The sequence below is a fragment of the Neotamlana sedimentorum genome (genome assembly GCF_000943565.1).
Taxonomy (GTDB): domain Bacteria; phylum Bacteroidota; class Bacteroidia; order Flavobacteriales; family Flavobacteriaceae; genus Neotamlana; species Neotamlana sedimentorum.
In genome coordinates this window covers 26,435-42,668 of the sequence record NZ_JTDW01000017.1, presented here as the reverse complement: position 1 = coordinate 42,668, position 16,234 = coordinate 26,435, and the positions used below count along the sequence as shown (strand labels likewise).

Below are 16,234 nucleotides of genomic sequence, written 5' to 3'. Positions count from 1 at the left end.
ATTTTGAAGTTTGAAGCTTGTTACAGAACCTTTATTTTATTTTTCTTAAATTATTCAATATTGTTACTAATAGTTTCAATTACCCAGTCTTTAAAAGAATCGTCCCAAGTTTCGAAAGCTTTATAAAATGCAGGTTTATCGTACCAATACCAAAATAAAACATCTTTTGGCGCCACATTTACCAGTAATTGCCAAATTAAATCTTGGTGAGACGCTTGCAGCGACGAATGTGGTTTGTGCAAAGCTTCAAAAAGTGCATCATCTACAATATCGGCGCGTTTAAATTGATTGCTTACTTCTAGCTTTTCTAGATAACGCTCTACACTCATTAATCGCTTTCTATCGTCAATTGTAAGTTTATTTAAATAGCTTTTAGTTAAAATTGAATTGGTTAAAATATCATATAAAGGATGCTGAGTTCCCTTTAAAAGTTGTGCCATTTCAAACAATTTTATGCGCTCGTAACGTTTGGTTTTTACAACTTCTTCTAAATTACATTCAATAATCATGTGATCGCGTAATTTATCCATTAATTCTGGTTGCTTAATATGATAAATTAACACATCGTAATTGGTATCTTTTATGGCTTCTTTATGCCATTTTTCATCTTCAAAAATCACGATTGGTGAAATAAAATCACGCAAAACGTAAACGCCACCAAATGCCCTGGTATAAAAGGAATTGGTTTGATGTTCTAAAACATGTAAGTTTAAATTCCTATTGCGCAAATCGCCATACGCTTTCGCGGAAGCTAATAATTGCTTATGAATACTTTCGTCTATAAAATTATTGTCTCTTTTAAAAATTTCAACAAGCTCTAATTGCTCATTTTGAATTTTGTTTAAATCGTCAACAAAATGAAAATGAACCTTAATTTTATTGTATTTTAAAACATCAAGTGGCTCATAAAAAGCATCAATACCTTGATCGAAATCAAGACACAAAGCCGAATCTCGTGTGATGTCTTTAATTTTATCTCCGTGAACTTTAAAAACATGCTTCATAACCTCTCTATCAAAAGTATGAAACGGTAAATACACTGGTTTTCCTTTTTGCTGTGGCGAAATTAAAATACCATGTGGGTTTGCTTCGCCGTTATTTAAATAATTTAAATCGTTTTTTTCTTCAGCAATTTCCGGACTCCAACCTATGCCATCTATACTAAATGTTTTTAGCTTAGTTTCTGTAAACCCTAGTTTTACCAAGCCCTTATTGTAACGTTCTACAAGCTTGCCGCTTACCGGAATAAGCTCACTTCTGTATAAATTGGCTTGTTTTAGTTTATTCATTTTTAAATAAATACGTTGAAATATATTCTATTCTTTTTTTTAAAGTCTTATTTCATCACCTTTAAATGGTTTGTAAAAAAAGGTTTCTATAATTTGATTAAATAATTCTGGACCATTTTTAGATACAAAATGATTTACCCCAGGAAGGAAACATAAGTTAGCTTTTTCAATATTCTGGTAAATTTTGAAAGTATGTTCTTCTCGAATCATATCTCTGTCGGTAGACATCACTAAAACAGGACATTTAATTTTATGCAAATCCTCTATGGTAATATTAGGTTGAAATTCCATCATGCGAACTCTTTGCTGTGTTACCTTCCAGTTTTGAGTAGTATCTTTCTTTGCCAGCATTTCATCTGCATGCTTTCGTCGTTCCTTAATTTGCTTGTATACCACAGGATAAAGCGCCGTAGTATCAGGTGTAAGATTCGCTGAAAATGCTACTATTTTTTTCACTTTTTCAGGGTAGTGAATTGCCAATAACAAAGCTAAAATTGCTCCATCGCTTCTACCTAAAACATAGGTTGAGTCTAAATTCTCATGATCTAAAATAGCAACGATATCTTTGGCAATTTGCTTATAGGTTAAACTTTCGTCTCCAAGTTCGCTTTTTCCGCGTCCTCTGCAATCCATCACGATGACTTTATACTTTTTAGAAAAGTACTCAATTTGTGGCTTCATATACGCAATATCTCCACCGTTGCCATGAATTAACACGAGCGGTTGCCCTTCACCATATATTTCATAATATTGCTTATCTCCATTAACCGATATAAAGTTACCTACTTCATTATTATTTCCATATAAAGATTGTGCATTAGAGAAGTTTAGCATGCCTAAAATTAAAATTATGGTTATGTAAGTGGTTTGGAAATTATATGTCATTGGTTTTAGATATTGTAATATTAAACTAGAAAACTAGATTTCGATTTTGTTTGTTTTTATAGAGGATTACTCTAACTTAATAAGCCATTTATTTGCGCATACTGCAAAAGCATAATGGTTTTTGCATCAATAATTTCAAAATTCTGCATCATCTCAATAGCTTTTGCAAAAGGAAGTTCTAGAACTTCAATTTCTTCATCTTCAATTTCTAGTCCGCCACCATCATTTATTTTCATACTATCATCATATTCAGCAATAAAAAGAAACATTTTTTCGGTTACAGCTCCAGGTGAAGTGTAACACTCCAAAACCTTTTTAGCACTATCAATTTTATAACCAACTTCTTCTTCTACTTCGCGAATAATGCATACTTCTGGTTCTTCATTTTTATCTAAAGCTCCAGCGCAAACTTCAATAGACATACCGTCTGCAGGTGTGTTTACATAAGCAGGCATACGGAATTGTTTAGTTAAAATTACCGTTTTTTTTGCTTTATTGTACAACAAAATACCTGTGCCGTTGCCCCGATCGTAACTTTCGCGCGATAATGTGCGCCAATCACCATTTTCAAATTTATAATCGTAATCTACACGATACAAAGTTGCCCATTCGTTGGCTAATATGTTCTTTTTTATGTTTCTTAATTTATCTTCCATCTTCAATTAAAATTTCATTTACGATTACAAGAAATTTCTAAATTATATTTTTTATAAAACTACACTTATCTTGTGTTTTAAACTATAACCCTTCGAAGGTTTTTCGTGCTGCCGTTTCAATATTTAATTGATTTACTCTTGCATCTACTTTTCGTTTAAACTCGGTATCGGCAATTGTTGCTACATTATCTAAATAACGAACAACTTCTTGACGACGAATTTCAGAAAAATCTAAACCTTTCATATTGCCACGCATTAATTCTTGTAACATATTAAATTTGGTATCGTAATCCTTTTTAAAATAGATTTCGGGGTTGCTAAACCAATCTTCTTCTAAATCGAAATCGGTTAAACGCAACGAAATAGCACTTTGTATATTTCTAACATCACGAGAAGAGAAAAAAGGAAACGCATCTTGCATGGCTTTGTATAAATTAGCAAAAAACAAATGCTGATCGCTTTTAAAGTGCTTTTCAACTTCATCATAAATAGCATGAACACGAGCTTCGGTTGGTTTTTCAATCTGATTTAAAATTTCTCCCATGTTTTTTGCCAAACCTTGATTTTGAAGATAACTATAATTTTCAGGGCCTTGCATGTTTACAAAATCGGGCATGGTGTCTTCAAATTTTCGCCACCATAAATGATCTTGATCTAGAAAATCGTGCTCTGTTCTAGCACCATCAATTTTAAAACGCCCTTGCACACGTGAAATCACAGCCTTATCTAACATTTCTGGTAAATTTGTAAATAAACCAATAGAACTGTTACCGTAATTTACCGCATATGCACCTTCGGTATAGCGTAAAAACACACCAATAACTTCTTTAACACCTGCAGATACACCTTGAGTTGTTCGTTCTTGTAAATTATTTTCGGCATCATCAATAGGTGCGAAAATAAGCTTTGTAGGATCTTGCATAGGTTTCATCCACTCTACCATTTTTTCGGCAGAACCACCTTGAAACGTACTAATTAACGTATCTGGCATAGGGTGAAACAAAAATGGAATATCTAAAGTATCGCAATGTTCTTTTAAACGTGTTGCAATAGCAGCAATAAGCATACTTTTACCTGTTCCTGGAATACCGTATCCCATAAAAACAGGCATAAAACCACCTAATTCTTGAAACGGATTCTTTTTAGCTTCAAAATCGTAACTCAACATCCGCTCGGTTAAACGACGTGCAAAATGTTTTGCATCACGATTACCTACAATTTGTTCGAACTTAATTTTATTAAATTCTACACTTTTAGCTGTGCCTTGAAATACGTTGTTCCAACCTGAAATAGCAAATTCAGAGTTTTCTAATTTATAGGTTCTATCTTCAATAGTTTCGGTGTATTCCAGCGTGCTTTTTCTTAATTGTATTTCATCAATTAAAGCTTCAAAATACACCACGGTAAAATCGATAACATCTTTATCTGTTTTTACAATTTCTGGGTGACCTAAGTACTTGTCGAAATAAAATAAAGCACAAGAAACACCTTTTATTGGCGATAATAAAGATACTTCTGGAATGCCGGCAAACTTCTGTTTCATTACGCTTAAATCGTCGGAAGCATGAGGCTTTAAATCGTTTAAAACTTTATAAGCCGTTGCAAAAAGCATGTACGCTGTAGCGGTGTGCATTTTACTTTCGTACTCACGCTTTCCACTAGAATCTAAAGCCGATTTATTTTGATTTAAACTAGTTAATCCTGAGGAATCGTAAAAGCTATCTTTTATCCAAACACCAAGTGTTAAACCTTCTTGAACAGCATATAGCGTCTGATTTAAAAACATAGGAATTGCTACCGAATCGGGCAATAATCGCTTTTTTAATGCTAAAATAGTTTTGGAAACCGATGTAATTTCTACATTACTTCCATTATTTGCTCTTGACAAATACAATAAAATAGATTCGTCTTTACCATCGTTATCTCTATTTTTAGCTCTTGCGCTTTGCTCCCATTGTACGCTTTTTAAATATGATGAAGCTTCATCTCGCAATACATCGAGTTCGCTTTGTTTTATTGGGAATGTTGTGTTGTGTTCCATTTTTTTTAGTGTTCAGTCGCAGTCACTGTAGTCAGTACTGAAAACCGCGACTGTGACTGTTTACTTTTTTAAGTCTATTTTAAGTTCCGCCAACTCAATTGGAGATTTCTCTAATTTGTTTAAAATTTCAGGCGTCTTATTATGCAATAATTGAATAATTCTATGTGGTGCAAAAACGTATTGTTTTTTAAAAACATCGCCCCATTTTTGCAAGGTTTGTTTGTTAAAAAAACCACCTTCTTTAAATTCGCTATCAGACAGTACTTCATCTATTTTTAATGAAACAGCATAAGCCTCTAAAGGAATTTCTTTTTTACCAATACTCTCTAAAATAGCATGTGTAATTAAATTTTCATCTTTTGCAAAAACATTGTGTAGCGGGCCTAAATCTATTCGTTTTATAAATTTAGGAAGTACTTTTGGCAACTTTCTATCAATGGTATGCGCCATCATATCTAAATTCATTTCCCTATCGGCAACTGTTTTTAAAACATCATAAATTTCAGATTTATAATCGTTTACATCGCCACCATCATAATTAAAATACATAAAACAAATAAATGGGCGGTTATGCGACACATCATAAAAACTCCAACTGGTTAAGTATTTTGCAGGTACATTTTCTGTAGCTTCCAAAATTTTTCCTTGTACAAAACGATTAAAAATATATTCCTTTTTAACCGAAGAATAATACACAATAGACGCCGCTTGAAACAATTTACTTTGTTTAATTGGCTGCTTTTTATGCATTAAAGTATGTAAAAATTCAGCCTTTAAATCTTCAATAGGTGTTAACTTATCTAAATAGGATGCTCTTAGCTCTAAATCGTTAAATAAATATCTAAATTCCAAATAATTAGGGAATCCCGAATCGGTTAAATCCACCTTCATATTATCCTCTTCATCATACTTATATTTAATACGCATGGCATCAATAGAATAGAGTAACAAATCTGCATATTGCTTAAATAAAAGTATTTCTTGCGCATTACAAATTGCTTGCCTTTGTACAGCTACAATAAGCTGTTTAAAAGCAAAATCGATCATGGTGTGATAAAATTCGTATTGATCCTTAGAGTCTAAGGTTGCAGAATCTAAAGGTGTAACTATTTGGTTTAAAGACATTAAAAAGTGTTCTTTTTAATTTTTTATTTATGTGTTTTATGGCGTTTCCCTAAAAGGGTCGGGCTTTACGCTATATCTTTTTATTTATTCTCAAGATTATGCTACGCATCACTCGAGAATAAATAAAAAGGATGCCGCTGCAATCCCTAACGCAGTTTACGTTTACAAATCAACTTTTAAGTTGTTAATTAACAGCTTGAAACTTTAGTAAACTGAGTTTGTTGACATTTCTAATTAAAATTTGCATTAGGCTTACAACAAACCCAGACTAACTATTTATTATTTTATTTTTAAAAAGATGACCTCTCCTTAAATTTTTAAGTTCTAATTGATGATTTATTAACTCAATAAATCATCATCACTTGAACTTGGTTTTGGTGCATCTGCAGGTTCTCCATCTCCAGCAGGTTTATTTGCATCGGCTTTATAATAATCTTCAAAAATTTCTTTCATATCAATACCATAGCGCTCTGCAAAATTCTTTTGAATTTCCCCATCTTTAGCGCGAATTTCTTGTAACGCTTCGGCATAACTACTGTATACGCCATTCATTACTTTTTCGTGTACCGGTATGTTGTCCATCATTTCCTGACGTGCTTTAGCACTAGCCGTATGCATTGAAGCTAAAGTTTGACCAATATGCTCATCGGTTTTTACACCTAAATGCTCTAAAATAGCAGCAAATTCTTGGTCTGTTCTTGCTTTTAAAGCAACTACATAACCATCGTAATATTTTAAACGTTCTTCCGTATCACTTTTTAATTTTGCACGATGTGTTTGTAAATTACTGCGTAACGAGGTTAAAACCTTAATCGTTAAATTGTGTTTATGTACAAAGCTATCTTTACTGGCAGCTAACGTGGTATAAGCATTTTTTAAACCTTCAAGTTCCTCTACTTTTTGCTCAAGTTTCGTTACTTTACCAATGGCTTGGGCATATTCTGCAGATTGTTTATCGGCAATATCTTCAAGTTCTTGGCGGGCTTGTTTTAATAAAGCGTATTGCTCTTCAAGCTTAGTTTCAACTTCTTTTTTCTTTTCTAAAGCTTTAGTGTGGTTTTTTGTCGCTTCAACAATAGCATCTTGCAACTTATCTTCTACTTCTTTAATTTCAACCTCACGGTCTTTTAAACGTTTTACAGCTGCTTGCGATTTGTACGACAACTCACTTAACAAAGTTTGTACATCGGCACTTTCGATACGTTCTTGAAACATCGCTTTTGCTTTATTATCGGAGGCTGCTCGTGTTTTTTCGGCAACTTTTAAAATCTCTTGAGCTTTGGCAATCTTACTTTTTCGTCCCCAAAGGTTATTCCACCATGTGTCTGGTTTAGCTTCGGCATCTTCAAGTTCTATTTTTGCACGTTCTAGCGCTTTTTGAGCATCATCTATTACTTTTTGTTCGGTAGCATTTAATGAAGAGAATTTTTCGAAAATTATACCTACTTCATCTTGATAATCGGTTAAATCTTTAATCGCATCAAGAAGCGTAGTTCTATCCTTTTCGGCCATATGCACAACATCATCAAGTGTGGCATTTAATATTTTTTGGCGTACCTCAGGATCATCTTCTTGCGATAATTTAGATTTCATAGTGTCAATGGCTTTTCCCCAATTAACATCTACTTTTTCTGTTTTTTCGTTGGAAGAGGTTTCTAATAAATCAAAATCATCAGACATGGTAATGGCTAGTATATTAAATTAAACATATTTTTAACAAGCAATTTCGATAAAAAAAATGGTTTCTAAAAGTAAATAAGAGCTACTTTATAATATTTTCTTAAAATTTTGCTGTTTAACTTATAAGTATAACATAACTTTAAAATGTTACATTTTAAGTTTCATTTTAATAACAGTAAATTTACAGGTATCAATAAAAAATATAAATTCTATGAAAACGAAATGGTTATTTATTGCAATTACATTATTAAGTATAATAAGCTGTAAAAAAGGAAGCGATAGCACTACAAATAAGATTGCTGAAGCAAAACTAGCTGAAGTTAAAATAGATACGCCTAAAAAAGCTGAAGTTTTCCCAATAGAACATGCAAGCACGGTAATAAAGTACAATAATAAAACTATATTTTTAGACCCAACTCTTGGTGCTGAACCTTATAAAACTTATGGAGATCCTGATTTTGTTGTAATCACAGATATTCATGGCGACCACCTAAATTTCGATACTTTAAAAGCTTTAAACTTAAGTAACGCAACCATAATTGCTCCGAAAGCAGTGCATGAAAAATTAATAGCAAACAATATTACTACTAAAACTTTAGTAATGAATAATGGTGACATTAAAACGCTTGATACTTTTACTATTGAAGCTATACCCATGTATAATTTACGCGAGGAAGCTTTAAAATTTCATAGTAAAGGTCGTGGAAACGGCTATATATTTACTTTTGGTGAGGAACGTGTTTATTTTTCTGGTGATACTGAAGATATTCCCGAAATGCGTAACCTAAAAAATATTGATCGTGCTTTTGTTTGCATGAACTTACCGTATACTATGACTGTTGAAAGTGCTGCTAGTGCTGTACTAGATTTTAAACCTAAAGAAGTTTTACCATATCATTACAGAGGAACTGATGGCTTAAGCGATGTTGAAAAATTTAAAAAATTGGTTAACCAAGGAGATAAAAATATTAAAGTTACTATACTTAATTGGTATCCTAATAAATAATAATTTATTAGAACATGATAATTTTGTGTATATTTGATTACTAAAAATCCCCTATCAAACCTACAAAATGTTATTTACTAACGTTATTTTTAAAGTTTTCTCAATTTCACCCCTAATTAGCACGTTTTATTTTACTGTATTAATAATATTTGTACTAGGGTTTTTCTTGATTTTATTAATTTCTGGAGTAATTAAATCTTATAAATTAAAAAAAGAAAACGAAAAACTAGAATCCATGTCGGAAAAATTTGATGAATCGGAAGATACCTATCAAGACTTTACAGAAGGACATTTGTACGGTGGCACTTCAAAAGACACCAAAACACCTGAACAATAAATATGATTTTTTTTATTCTGTTTTTTTAATTTTTATTCCGCTAATTATCGTCTGTAAAAAGTATTTATATATACACGAACACGATTCGAAAATTAGAAAGGAATTGAAAGATTTTAAAGAAAACATTAAAAGTATTGATGATATTACTTCTAAAAATGATTACACATTAATTGACAGCCATTTATATAAATAAAAAATAGTGTTTACATTATTTTTGAATAATTGTCAATTTAAAATCAGGGGTTAATAACCCAAAAAGAGTTTTAAAAGCTCAAGTCTTATCTATCTTAAATTTACTTAAGATCCTGAAGCTAGTTCAGCGTGACAAGTGTTATAACTTTTAAAACCCTTTTATTATTTCCTTTGTTATTATCGCACTAGCTTTTTATACTTAATACGTTTTGGCATTAAATCGCCTCCCAAGCGTTTCTTTTTATTTTCTTCGTAATCGCTAAAACTACCTTCAAAGAAATATACTTGACTATCGCCTTCAAAAGCTAAAATATGTGTACAAATTCTATCTAAAAACCAACGGTCGTGACTAATTACTACGGCACAACCCGCAAAATTTTCTAAACCTTCTTCTAAAGCTCGAAGGGTATTAACATCCAGGTCGTTTGTTGGCTCATCTAATAGTAACACGTTGCCTTCTTCTTTAAGTGTCATTGCTAAATGCAAGCGGTTACGCTCACCACCAGAAAGTAGGTTTACTTTTTTATTTTGCTCACTTCCAGAGAAATTAAATCTGCTTAAATAGGCTCTAGAGTTTACTTGTCGGCCTCCCATCATTACCAATTCTTGCTCATCGCTAAAGTTTTGCCAAATGGTTTTTTCAGGATCAATATTAGAGTGACTTTGATCGACATAAGCGATTTTAGCAGTTTCACCAACTTCAAAAGCGCCTTTATCTGGAGTTTCCTCACCCATAATCATTCTGAAAATAGTGGTTTTACCAGCACCGTTTGGTCCAATAATTCCAACAATTCCCGCTTGTGGTAAATTAAAGTTTAAATCTTCGTATAATAATTTATCACCATATCCTTTACTTACGCCTTTGGCTTCGATAACGTTTGTGCCTAAACGTGGTCCATTAGGAATATAAATTTCAAGTTTTTCGTCCAATTGTTTTTGGTCTTGACTTAATAATTTATCGTAATTTTTTAAACGTGCCTTTTGTTTAGTTTGACGTCCTTTAGCGCCTTGTCGAACCCATTCTAACTCACGTTCTAACGTCTTTTGACGTTTAGAAGCACTTTTATTTTCTTGTGCTAATCGTTTCGATTTTTGATCTAACCAAGATGAGTAATTTCCTTTCCATGGAATGCCTTCACCTCTATCTAATTCTAGAATCCAACCCGCAATATTATCTAAGAAGTAGCGGTCGTGTGTTACCGCTATTACAGTTCCTTTATACTGTGCTAAATGATGCTCTAACCAATGTACCGATTCGGCATCTAAATGGTTTGTTGGCTCATCTAGTAGTAACACATCTGGTTCTTTTAAAAGTAAGCGACATAATGCCACACGACGACGCTCACCACCAGATAATACACCTATTTTTTTATCGCCATCTGGAGTTCTAAGGGCATCCATAGCAATTTCAAGTTTAGTATCTAGTTCCCAAGCGTTAGCCGCATCAATTTGATCTTGAAGTTCGGCTTGACGGTTCATAAGCTTTTCCATTTTATCTGGATCGCTATACACTTCTTCTAAACCAAACATATCGTTTATTTTGTTGTATTCATCAAGAATAGCAACCGTTTCTGCAGCGCCTTCTTTTACAACTTCTAAAACTGTTTTTTCTTCATCGAGTATAGGTTCTTGCTCTAAATATCCAACCGAATAATCTGAAGAAAACACAACATCGCCCTGGTAATTTTTATCTACACCAGCTATAATTTTAAGTAAAGTAGATTTACCAGAGCCGTTAAGACCAAGAATACCAATTTTAGCCCCGTAAAAAAAGCTTAAGTATATATTTTTAAGTACTGGTGTATTTGCGCTTTGAAACGTTTTTGTAACACCAGACATTGAGAAAATTATTTTTTTATCGTCGCTCACTATTTATATATTTTAGTTACTTGTAAGAATATTTTAAAATTTAAACTCTACCTTTTAATGCATTAAACACCCAGGCAACAGCGAAAAAACCAATACCTACAGATGCAAAACCCCATCCTGCAACATCGTCGTACCGAAATGCACCAAGAGCAATTAAAGCTAACCCTACAAAAATCATTATCCATGTGGCCCACGCCAACACAGTATTCTTATTCATCGCCATTTTGTGTTTATTATTTAGTTAAGAATACAAATATCGTTTTTTAAGTAAAAAATTCAATTAAAAACTATTGTTTTTTTAAGCATACACATATAATAGCGTTATAAATTAATATATTTCTAATTAACTTTTTATTAGCATTATTAATTCTTTAAAGCATTGTATTCCTACTAATTTTGCTTCTTAATTATATTTTTAATGAATAAAGCATTATTATCATTAGCCATTGGAGGTTTTGGAATTGGTTTAACTGAATTTGTTATTATGGGTATTTTACCAGATGTTGCAAATGCATTTTCCGTAAGTATTCCAACCGCTGGTCATTTTATTTCTGCTTACGCTTTAGGCGTTGTGGTAGGTGCGCCTATTTTAACAGGTTTTGCTAGTAAATGGAATTCTAACAAAGCTTTAATTGGGTTAATGATTTGGTTTACTGTATTTAATACTCTATCAGCTTTTGCAACAGGTTATTATTCCTTTTTAACTTTAAGATTTTTAGCTGCTTTACCTCATGGTGCATTTTTTGGTATTGGTGCTGTTGTAGCTGGTAAATTGGCAAATAAAGGTAAAGAAGCCCAAGGTATAGCCATAATGTTTAGCGGACTTACTATAGCAAACTTACTAGGGGTTCCTTTAGGAACTTATTTAGGTAAACATTATAATTGGAGTATTTCGTTTTTAATGGTTGGTGTTGTTGGTGTTTTAACTGTTATTGGGTTGAAATTTTGGATGCCTAGTATAACAACATCTTCGGATGGTACATTTAAAAGTGAATTTAAAGTATTTAAGCGTCTGGAATTATGGCTAATAATTTTATTGACAACAATTGGTACTGGTGGCTTTTTTGCTTGGTACAGCTATATTGCTCCTTTAATTACCGATGTTGCTGAATATTCTAGTAGCATAGTACCTTATGCCATGGTTATTGCTGGTTTAGGTATGGTAATTGGTAATTTTATTGGAGCCAAATTAACAGAGAAATTTTCATTACTTACAACAGTAACACTTGTTTTATTTACAATGGTTTTCTGTTTAATACTAAACACATATTTAGCACATAATAAAATATTAGTTTTATTAATGACATTTTTAATTGGCGCTGTATCTTTTGCTATTTCTACCCCCATTCAAATGCTTATTATAAAATCGGCTAAAGGATCTGAGCGTTTAGGATCTTCTCTTAATCAAAGTGCATTTAATATTGGTAATGCTTCTGGTGCTTATTTTGCAGGCTTACCCATAGCAATGGGTTATGGTTTTACTTCTGCCGATTGGGTTGGTGCTGCTATGGCTGCTTGCGGAATTGTTATAGCTTTTACTATTTCCATGCTAAGAAAAAATAAAACAAAAAAAGAAGCTATTATTAATATTAAATAATAGCCTCTTAAAAATTGCTTTGGAATTAAATTGCAATTAATGTTTTAGTATTTTAAACTCCGAGCGTCGATTTACTTCATGTTTTGTTTCGGTACATTTAGTGTTATCGTCACACTCGTTTAATAATTTATCTTCACCAAAAGCTTTACCAACTACACGCTCTGCATTTACATCTAAAGATAATAAATAATCGATTGTAGCTTTTAAGCGTTTTTCTGATAATTTTTGATTGAAATCTTTAGATCCTCTAGAATCGGTATGCGAACTAATTTCAATTACTAAATTAGGGTGACTTTGTAAAATTTTAGCCAGCTTTAAAATAGTTGCTTTAGATTCGGTTTTTACCGAAGCCGAACTAAAATTAAAGTTTACTTTATCTAAAGCTTTAATAGCTTCTTCAATTTTATTTCGTTCTTCAGCTTTAGCTTGTTCTTTTTCTGCTTCAATTTTTGCTAATCGTGCTTGCTCTTTTTCTTTAGCTAATTTTTCTTTTAAAGCTTTTTCTTGTTCTTGTGCAAATGCAATAGAATCGTTAACGCGCTCTTGATTAAGTTGTTCTATAATAGAAACTTTTTCTTCGCCTTCTTCTGTTAATTTCTTTTTCGAACCAAATCTATACACAACACCTGCTGCATATTGCTTATAATTTGTAGTTTCAGGAGTAAAATTCATTGCCCATTTTCCAGATGCACTAAAGTCTAAACCAATTCTATCGGAAAACCAAGTTCTAAAACCTAAAACTGCATTATACGTTCCGCGCGGTGCATTTCTAGCATCTGTATAGCCAATTCCAACACCTGCATAAGGATCGAACCAACCAGTTTCTCCTATTATTTTATTTAAATCATAGCTTAATCGGGTATCTATCGATAAAAAATCGCTACCTTCTTCCAACGTTTGTTTATCTACTATGGTACCAGAATTATATTTTAAATACGCACCAATAAGCTCTAATCCTAATCCGTTTTCAAAATATTTACCAACGCTAATTCTTGAAGGGTAAGACACGGCATTCCATGTAGAATCAAAATTCAATAAATTATCGAACACATCGCCAGAGTCATCTACAAAATGATAGCCTACACCAATTATCCAAGAGCTTTTTATAATAGAATCATTTTTTGTTAATACAGGTATTTGAGAAAATCCTGTATATACATTAACCATAAGTACGAAAAACAATAGTTTGTTTTTAAGTTTCATTTTTTAATAAGATTTGAGGATTGTTTACAGCAAATTTTATATAAATAAACCTGCCCTAGAAAAAAAAACTTTAAAATTATGCGTTTTACCGTTAAACTGATTTTTAGAAAATGTTAATCGGAATTTTAACAATTTTCGTCGTAGTGTAAAAACAAAAAAAGCATCGTTATTTTGATGCTTTTTCTTTAATAATTGTTAAAATTAATGCGTTAAAGCACCAACATTGGAACCTCTATAAACAAAATTTGACTATCACTTAGGCTTTTTATACTTACATCTGTAGCTTCCATAATACCGAGAGCATCTCTAGATTCGAGCATGTGATTTTCAATTTCTAAATCTCCTGAAATAGTCATTATATAAACACCATGATCTTTACTTTTTAATTGGTAATTGAATGCTGTGTTTTTGGCTAAATCGATTCGAGATATTTTTGCGTCTTGATGAATTTTCAAACTTTCTGAATCTTCATCGTTAAAAGAAGTTACTAAAGCTTGAAGTTTGTTTTTTCTATCTTCAACAGAAAATGTTTTTTGATCGTATCTTGGGGAAACGCCTTCTTTCTCAGGAATAATCCAAATTTGAAAAAGACTTAAATATTCATCATTCGATCCGTTTATCTCTGAATGTTCTACACCTGTTCCAGCACTCATAACCTGTACTTCGCCAGGAACTACCGGAATCCATTCATCACCCATATTATCTCTGTGTTTTAAAACACCTTTTAATGGAATGGTAATAATTTCCATGTTTTCATGCGGATGTGTTCCAAAACCCATTTTAGGAGCAATAATATCATCATTTAAAACACGAAGCGCCCCAAAATGTAAACGTTCTTGATCGTACCATCTTGCAAAACTAAATGAATGATTGGCTTGTAACCAACCATGATTTGCAAAACCACGTGTATCTGCTTTATGAAATATTGTTTTCATGTTATTTGTATCCTTTCTTTATTTTAAAAATCAAAAACTAAAGTTTTACCTGAGTTTATCTAACAAATCACTTAGTTGTTCGGCTTCTTCGTTGCTTAAATTCTTTAAAATATCAACTTTATTATCCTTATCAATGTTTTTTAAAAGGTTTAAACCTTGTTGGGTAATTTCGATATGTACTACTCGCCTATCGTTGGGACAAGGCAATCTGTTAATATAATTTTTATCGAAAAGCTTGTCCATTAACCTTGTGGCATTCGGTGCGCGTTCTACCATGCGTTCCTTAATAGTTTGTACTTTTAAAGGTTCTTCTGCTCCGCGTAAAATTCGTAATACATTAAATTGCTGTGGTGATATTCCGTAGGTTTTAAAATAATCGTTTTGTAAACTATTAATCCAGTTTGCGGTGTAAATAACATTTATTAATGCTTTTACTTTAGCGTTTGGAAATTTCGATTTTATATCTTTTGAAATATCTCCCATAATTTAAAGTGCTTTTTGAAACTGTTTTACTGAGTTTTTAAGTTGTGTATCTAAATCCTCATTAACAATTTTTCCATCTTTAAAGTTTTCGCTAAAAAATGGCAAAGAAAATGTTTCAATAATATTACCATCGTGAAAAGGAAAACGGCCTTTGGCAATGTCTAACACGGTTTGTCCACCACGACCACCTGGTGATGTTGCCATTAAAAGCATGGGCTTGTTAAAAAACAATTTACCTTCGATGCGCGATAACCAATCGAAAGCATTTTTAAAAGCAACCGAATATGCACCGTTATGTTCGGCTAACGATAATACAATACCATCGGTATTTTTTAAAATGTTTAATAGTTTGTGTGCATCGTCTGGAATACCCGCTTCACTTTCTAAATCTGTTCCAAAAAGGGGTAAATTGTAATCGTTTAAATCTAATACATTTACTTCTACACCTTCAACCAAACTAGAAGCATAAATGGCTAATTGTTTATTTATTGAGGTTTTACTATTGCTTCCGGCAAAAGCTATTATGTTTTTCATATTCTTAGTTGTTTATTTTTTTATTAAATATGTAAGATACAATTAATGCAACAAAAGCAATTATCGCAGTACCTTGTTGACCATCGTTTACCATGACGTGTGCAAAAAAGGCCAATATAAAAGCAAAGAAATAACCAGCATATGCCCATTCTTTTAAAACTTTAAATTTTGGACTCCAAATTGCAATTAGACCTAATAATTTTAGCGTTGCATAAGGATAAATTATATATGTTGGATAGCCAAAATGTTTAAAAGCTTCAGAGATAGCATCATGTTTAAAAAAGTACATGCTCGCCGAAAAAAGCATAATTGCAGTAAGTAAACCTGTAGAAATGTAATAAATAATCTTGTTCGTTTTCATTTTATATAAATTTTATACTGCAAAATTACTTTAAATATTTT

The 16,234-nt window shown here is 32.1% G+C and carries 16 protein-coding genes; 3 read left to right on the top strand and 13 right to left on the bottom strand.

The annotated features are described in order from the left end of the window. Nucleotides 1-50: 50 nt before the first annotated feature. The 6 genes from PW52_RS15315 to PW52_RS15290 form a co-directional block, all read right to left on the bottom strand. Complete coding sequence (locus PW52_RS15315) at nt 51-1,289, bottom strand: DUF6638 family protein (RefSeq protein ID WP_044633861.1); 1,239 nt, start codon at nt 1,287-1,289, stop codon at nt 51-53. A gap of 39 nt (nt 1,290-1,328) precedes the next feature. Next, nucleotides 1,329-2,174, bottom strand: a complete 846-nt coding sequence (locus tag PW52_RS15310) for an alpha/beta fold hydrolase (RefSeq protein ID WP_052823528.1) — start codon at nt 2,172-2,174, stop codon at nt 1,329-1,331. Between the two features lie 71 nt (nt 2,175-2,245). Beyond that, on the bottom strand, nt 2,246-2,830 hold the full coding sequence (locus PW52_RS15305) for an NUDIX domain-containing protein (protein WP_044633860.1): 585 nt from the start codon (nt 2,828-2,830) through the stop codon (nt 2,246-2,248). Between the two features lie 82 nt (nt 2,831-2,912). Continuing rightward, nucleotides 2,913-4,871, bottom strand: coding sequence for an AAA family ATPase (locus tag PW52_RS15300; RefSeq protein WP_044633859.1), 1,959 nt, complete (start codon nt 4,869-4,871; stop codon nt 2,913-2,915). A gap of 60 nt (nt 4,872-4,931) precedes the next feature. Then, a complete protein-coding gene (locus tag PW52_RS15295) occupies nt 4,932-5,996 on the bottom strand; it encodes a hypothetical protein (protein WP_044633858.1) in 1,065 nt (354 codons plus the stop codon). A 339-nt stretch (nt 5,997-6,335) separates the two neighbouring features. Further along, on the bottom strand, nt 6,336-7,676 hold the full coding sequence (locus tag PW52_RS15290) for a coiled-coil domain-containing protein (protein ID WP_044633857.1): 1,341 nt from the start codon (nt 7,674-7,676) through the stop codon (nt 6,336-6,338). A gap of 211 nt (nt 7,677-7,887) precedes the next feature. On the opposite strand from PW52_RS15290, the gene PW52_RS15285 reads away from it, so the two are divergent. Beyond that, nucleotides 7,888-8,682: an MBL fold metallo-hydrolase gene (locus PW52_RS15285; RefSeq protein ID WP_044633856.1), complete on the top strand. Its 795-nt coding sequence runs from the start codon at nt 7,888-7,890 to the stop codon at nt 8,680-8,682. A gap of 67 nt (nt 8,683-8,749) precedes the next feature. Then, nucleotides 8,750-9,019 carry a hypothetical protein gene (locus PW52_RS15280; RefSeq protein ID WP_052823527.1) on the top strand — a complete coding sequence of 90 codons (270 nt, stop codon included), beginning with the start codon at nt 8,750-8,752 and terminating at the stop codon, nt 9,017-9,019. A gap of 369 nt (nt 9,020-9,388) precedes the next feature. On the opposite strand, the gene ettA is transcribed toward PW52_RS15280, so the two are convergent. Both ettA and PW52_RS15270 read right to left on the bottom strand, forming a co-directional pair. Continuing rightward, a complete protein-coding gene (gene ettA, locus PW52_RS15275) occupies nt 9,389-11,080 on the bottom strand; it encodes an energy-dependent translational throttle protein EttA (protein ID WP_044633855.1) in 1,692 nt (563 codons plus the stop codon). A 40-nt stretch (nt 11,081-11,120) separates the two neighbouring features. Beyond that, nucleotides 11,121-11,303, bottom strand: a complete 183-nt coding sequence (locus tag PW52_RS15270) for a CAL67264 family membrane protein (RefSeq protein WP_044633854.1) — start codon at nt 11,301-11,303, stop codon at nt 11,121-11,123. Nucleotides 11,304-11,498: 195 nt separating this feature from the next. Between PW52_RS15270 and PW52_RS15265 the strand changes: the two genes are divergently transcribed. Then, on the top strand, nt 11,499-12,677 hold the full coding sequence (locus tag PW52_RS15265; protein WP_044633853.1) for an MFS transporter: 1,179 nt from the start codon (nt 11,499-11,501) through the stop codon (nt 12,675-12,677). 36 nt (nt 12,678-12,713) lie between these two features. On the opposite strand, the gene PW52_RS15260 is transcribed toward PW52_RS15265, so the two are convergent. The 5 genes from PW52_RS15260 to PW52_RS15240 all read right to left on the bottom strand — a co-directional run bounded on the left by PW52_RS15260 (nt 12,714) and on the right by PW52_RS15240 (nt 16,193). Further along, nucleotides 12,714-13,880 carry an OmpA family protein gene (locus PW52_RS15260; RefSeq protein ID WP_044633852.1) on the bottom strand — a complete coding sequence of 389 codons (1,167 nt, stop codon included), beginning with the start codon at nt 13,878-13,880 and terminating at the stop codon, nt 12,714-12,716. 209 nt (nt 13,881-14,089) lie between these two features. After that, nucleotides 14,090-14,815, bottom strand: coding sequence for a pirin family protein (locus PW52_RS15255; RefSeq protein WP_044633851.1), 726 nt, complete (start codon nt 14,813-14,815; stop codon nt 14,090-14,092). 45 nt (nt 14,816-14,860) lie between these two features. After that, nucleotides 14,861-15,298 carry a MarR family winged helix-turn-helix transcriptional regulator gene (locus tag PW52_RS15250; protein ID WP_044633850.1) on the bottom strand — a complete coding sequence of 146 codons (438 nt, stop codon included), beginning with the start codon at nt 15,296-15,298 and terminating at the stop codon, nt 14,861-14,863. 3 nt (nt 15,299-15,301) lie between these two features. Then, a complete protein-coding gene (locus PW52_RS15245; RefSeq protein WP_044633849.1) occupies nt 15,302-15,832 on the bottom strand; it encodes an NADPH-dependent FMN reductase in 531 nt (176 codons plus the stop codon). 4 nt (nt 15,833-15,836) lie between these two features. Then, a complete protein-coding gene (locus PW52_RS15240; protein ID WP_044633848.1) occupies nt 15,837-16,193 on the bottom strand; it encodes a DoxX family protein in 357 nt (118 codons plus the stop codon). Between the last annotated feature and the right edge of the window lie 41 nt (nt 16,194-16,234).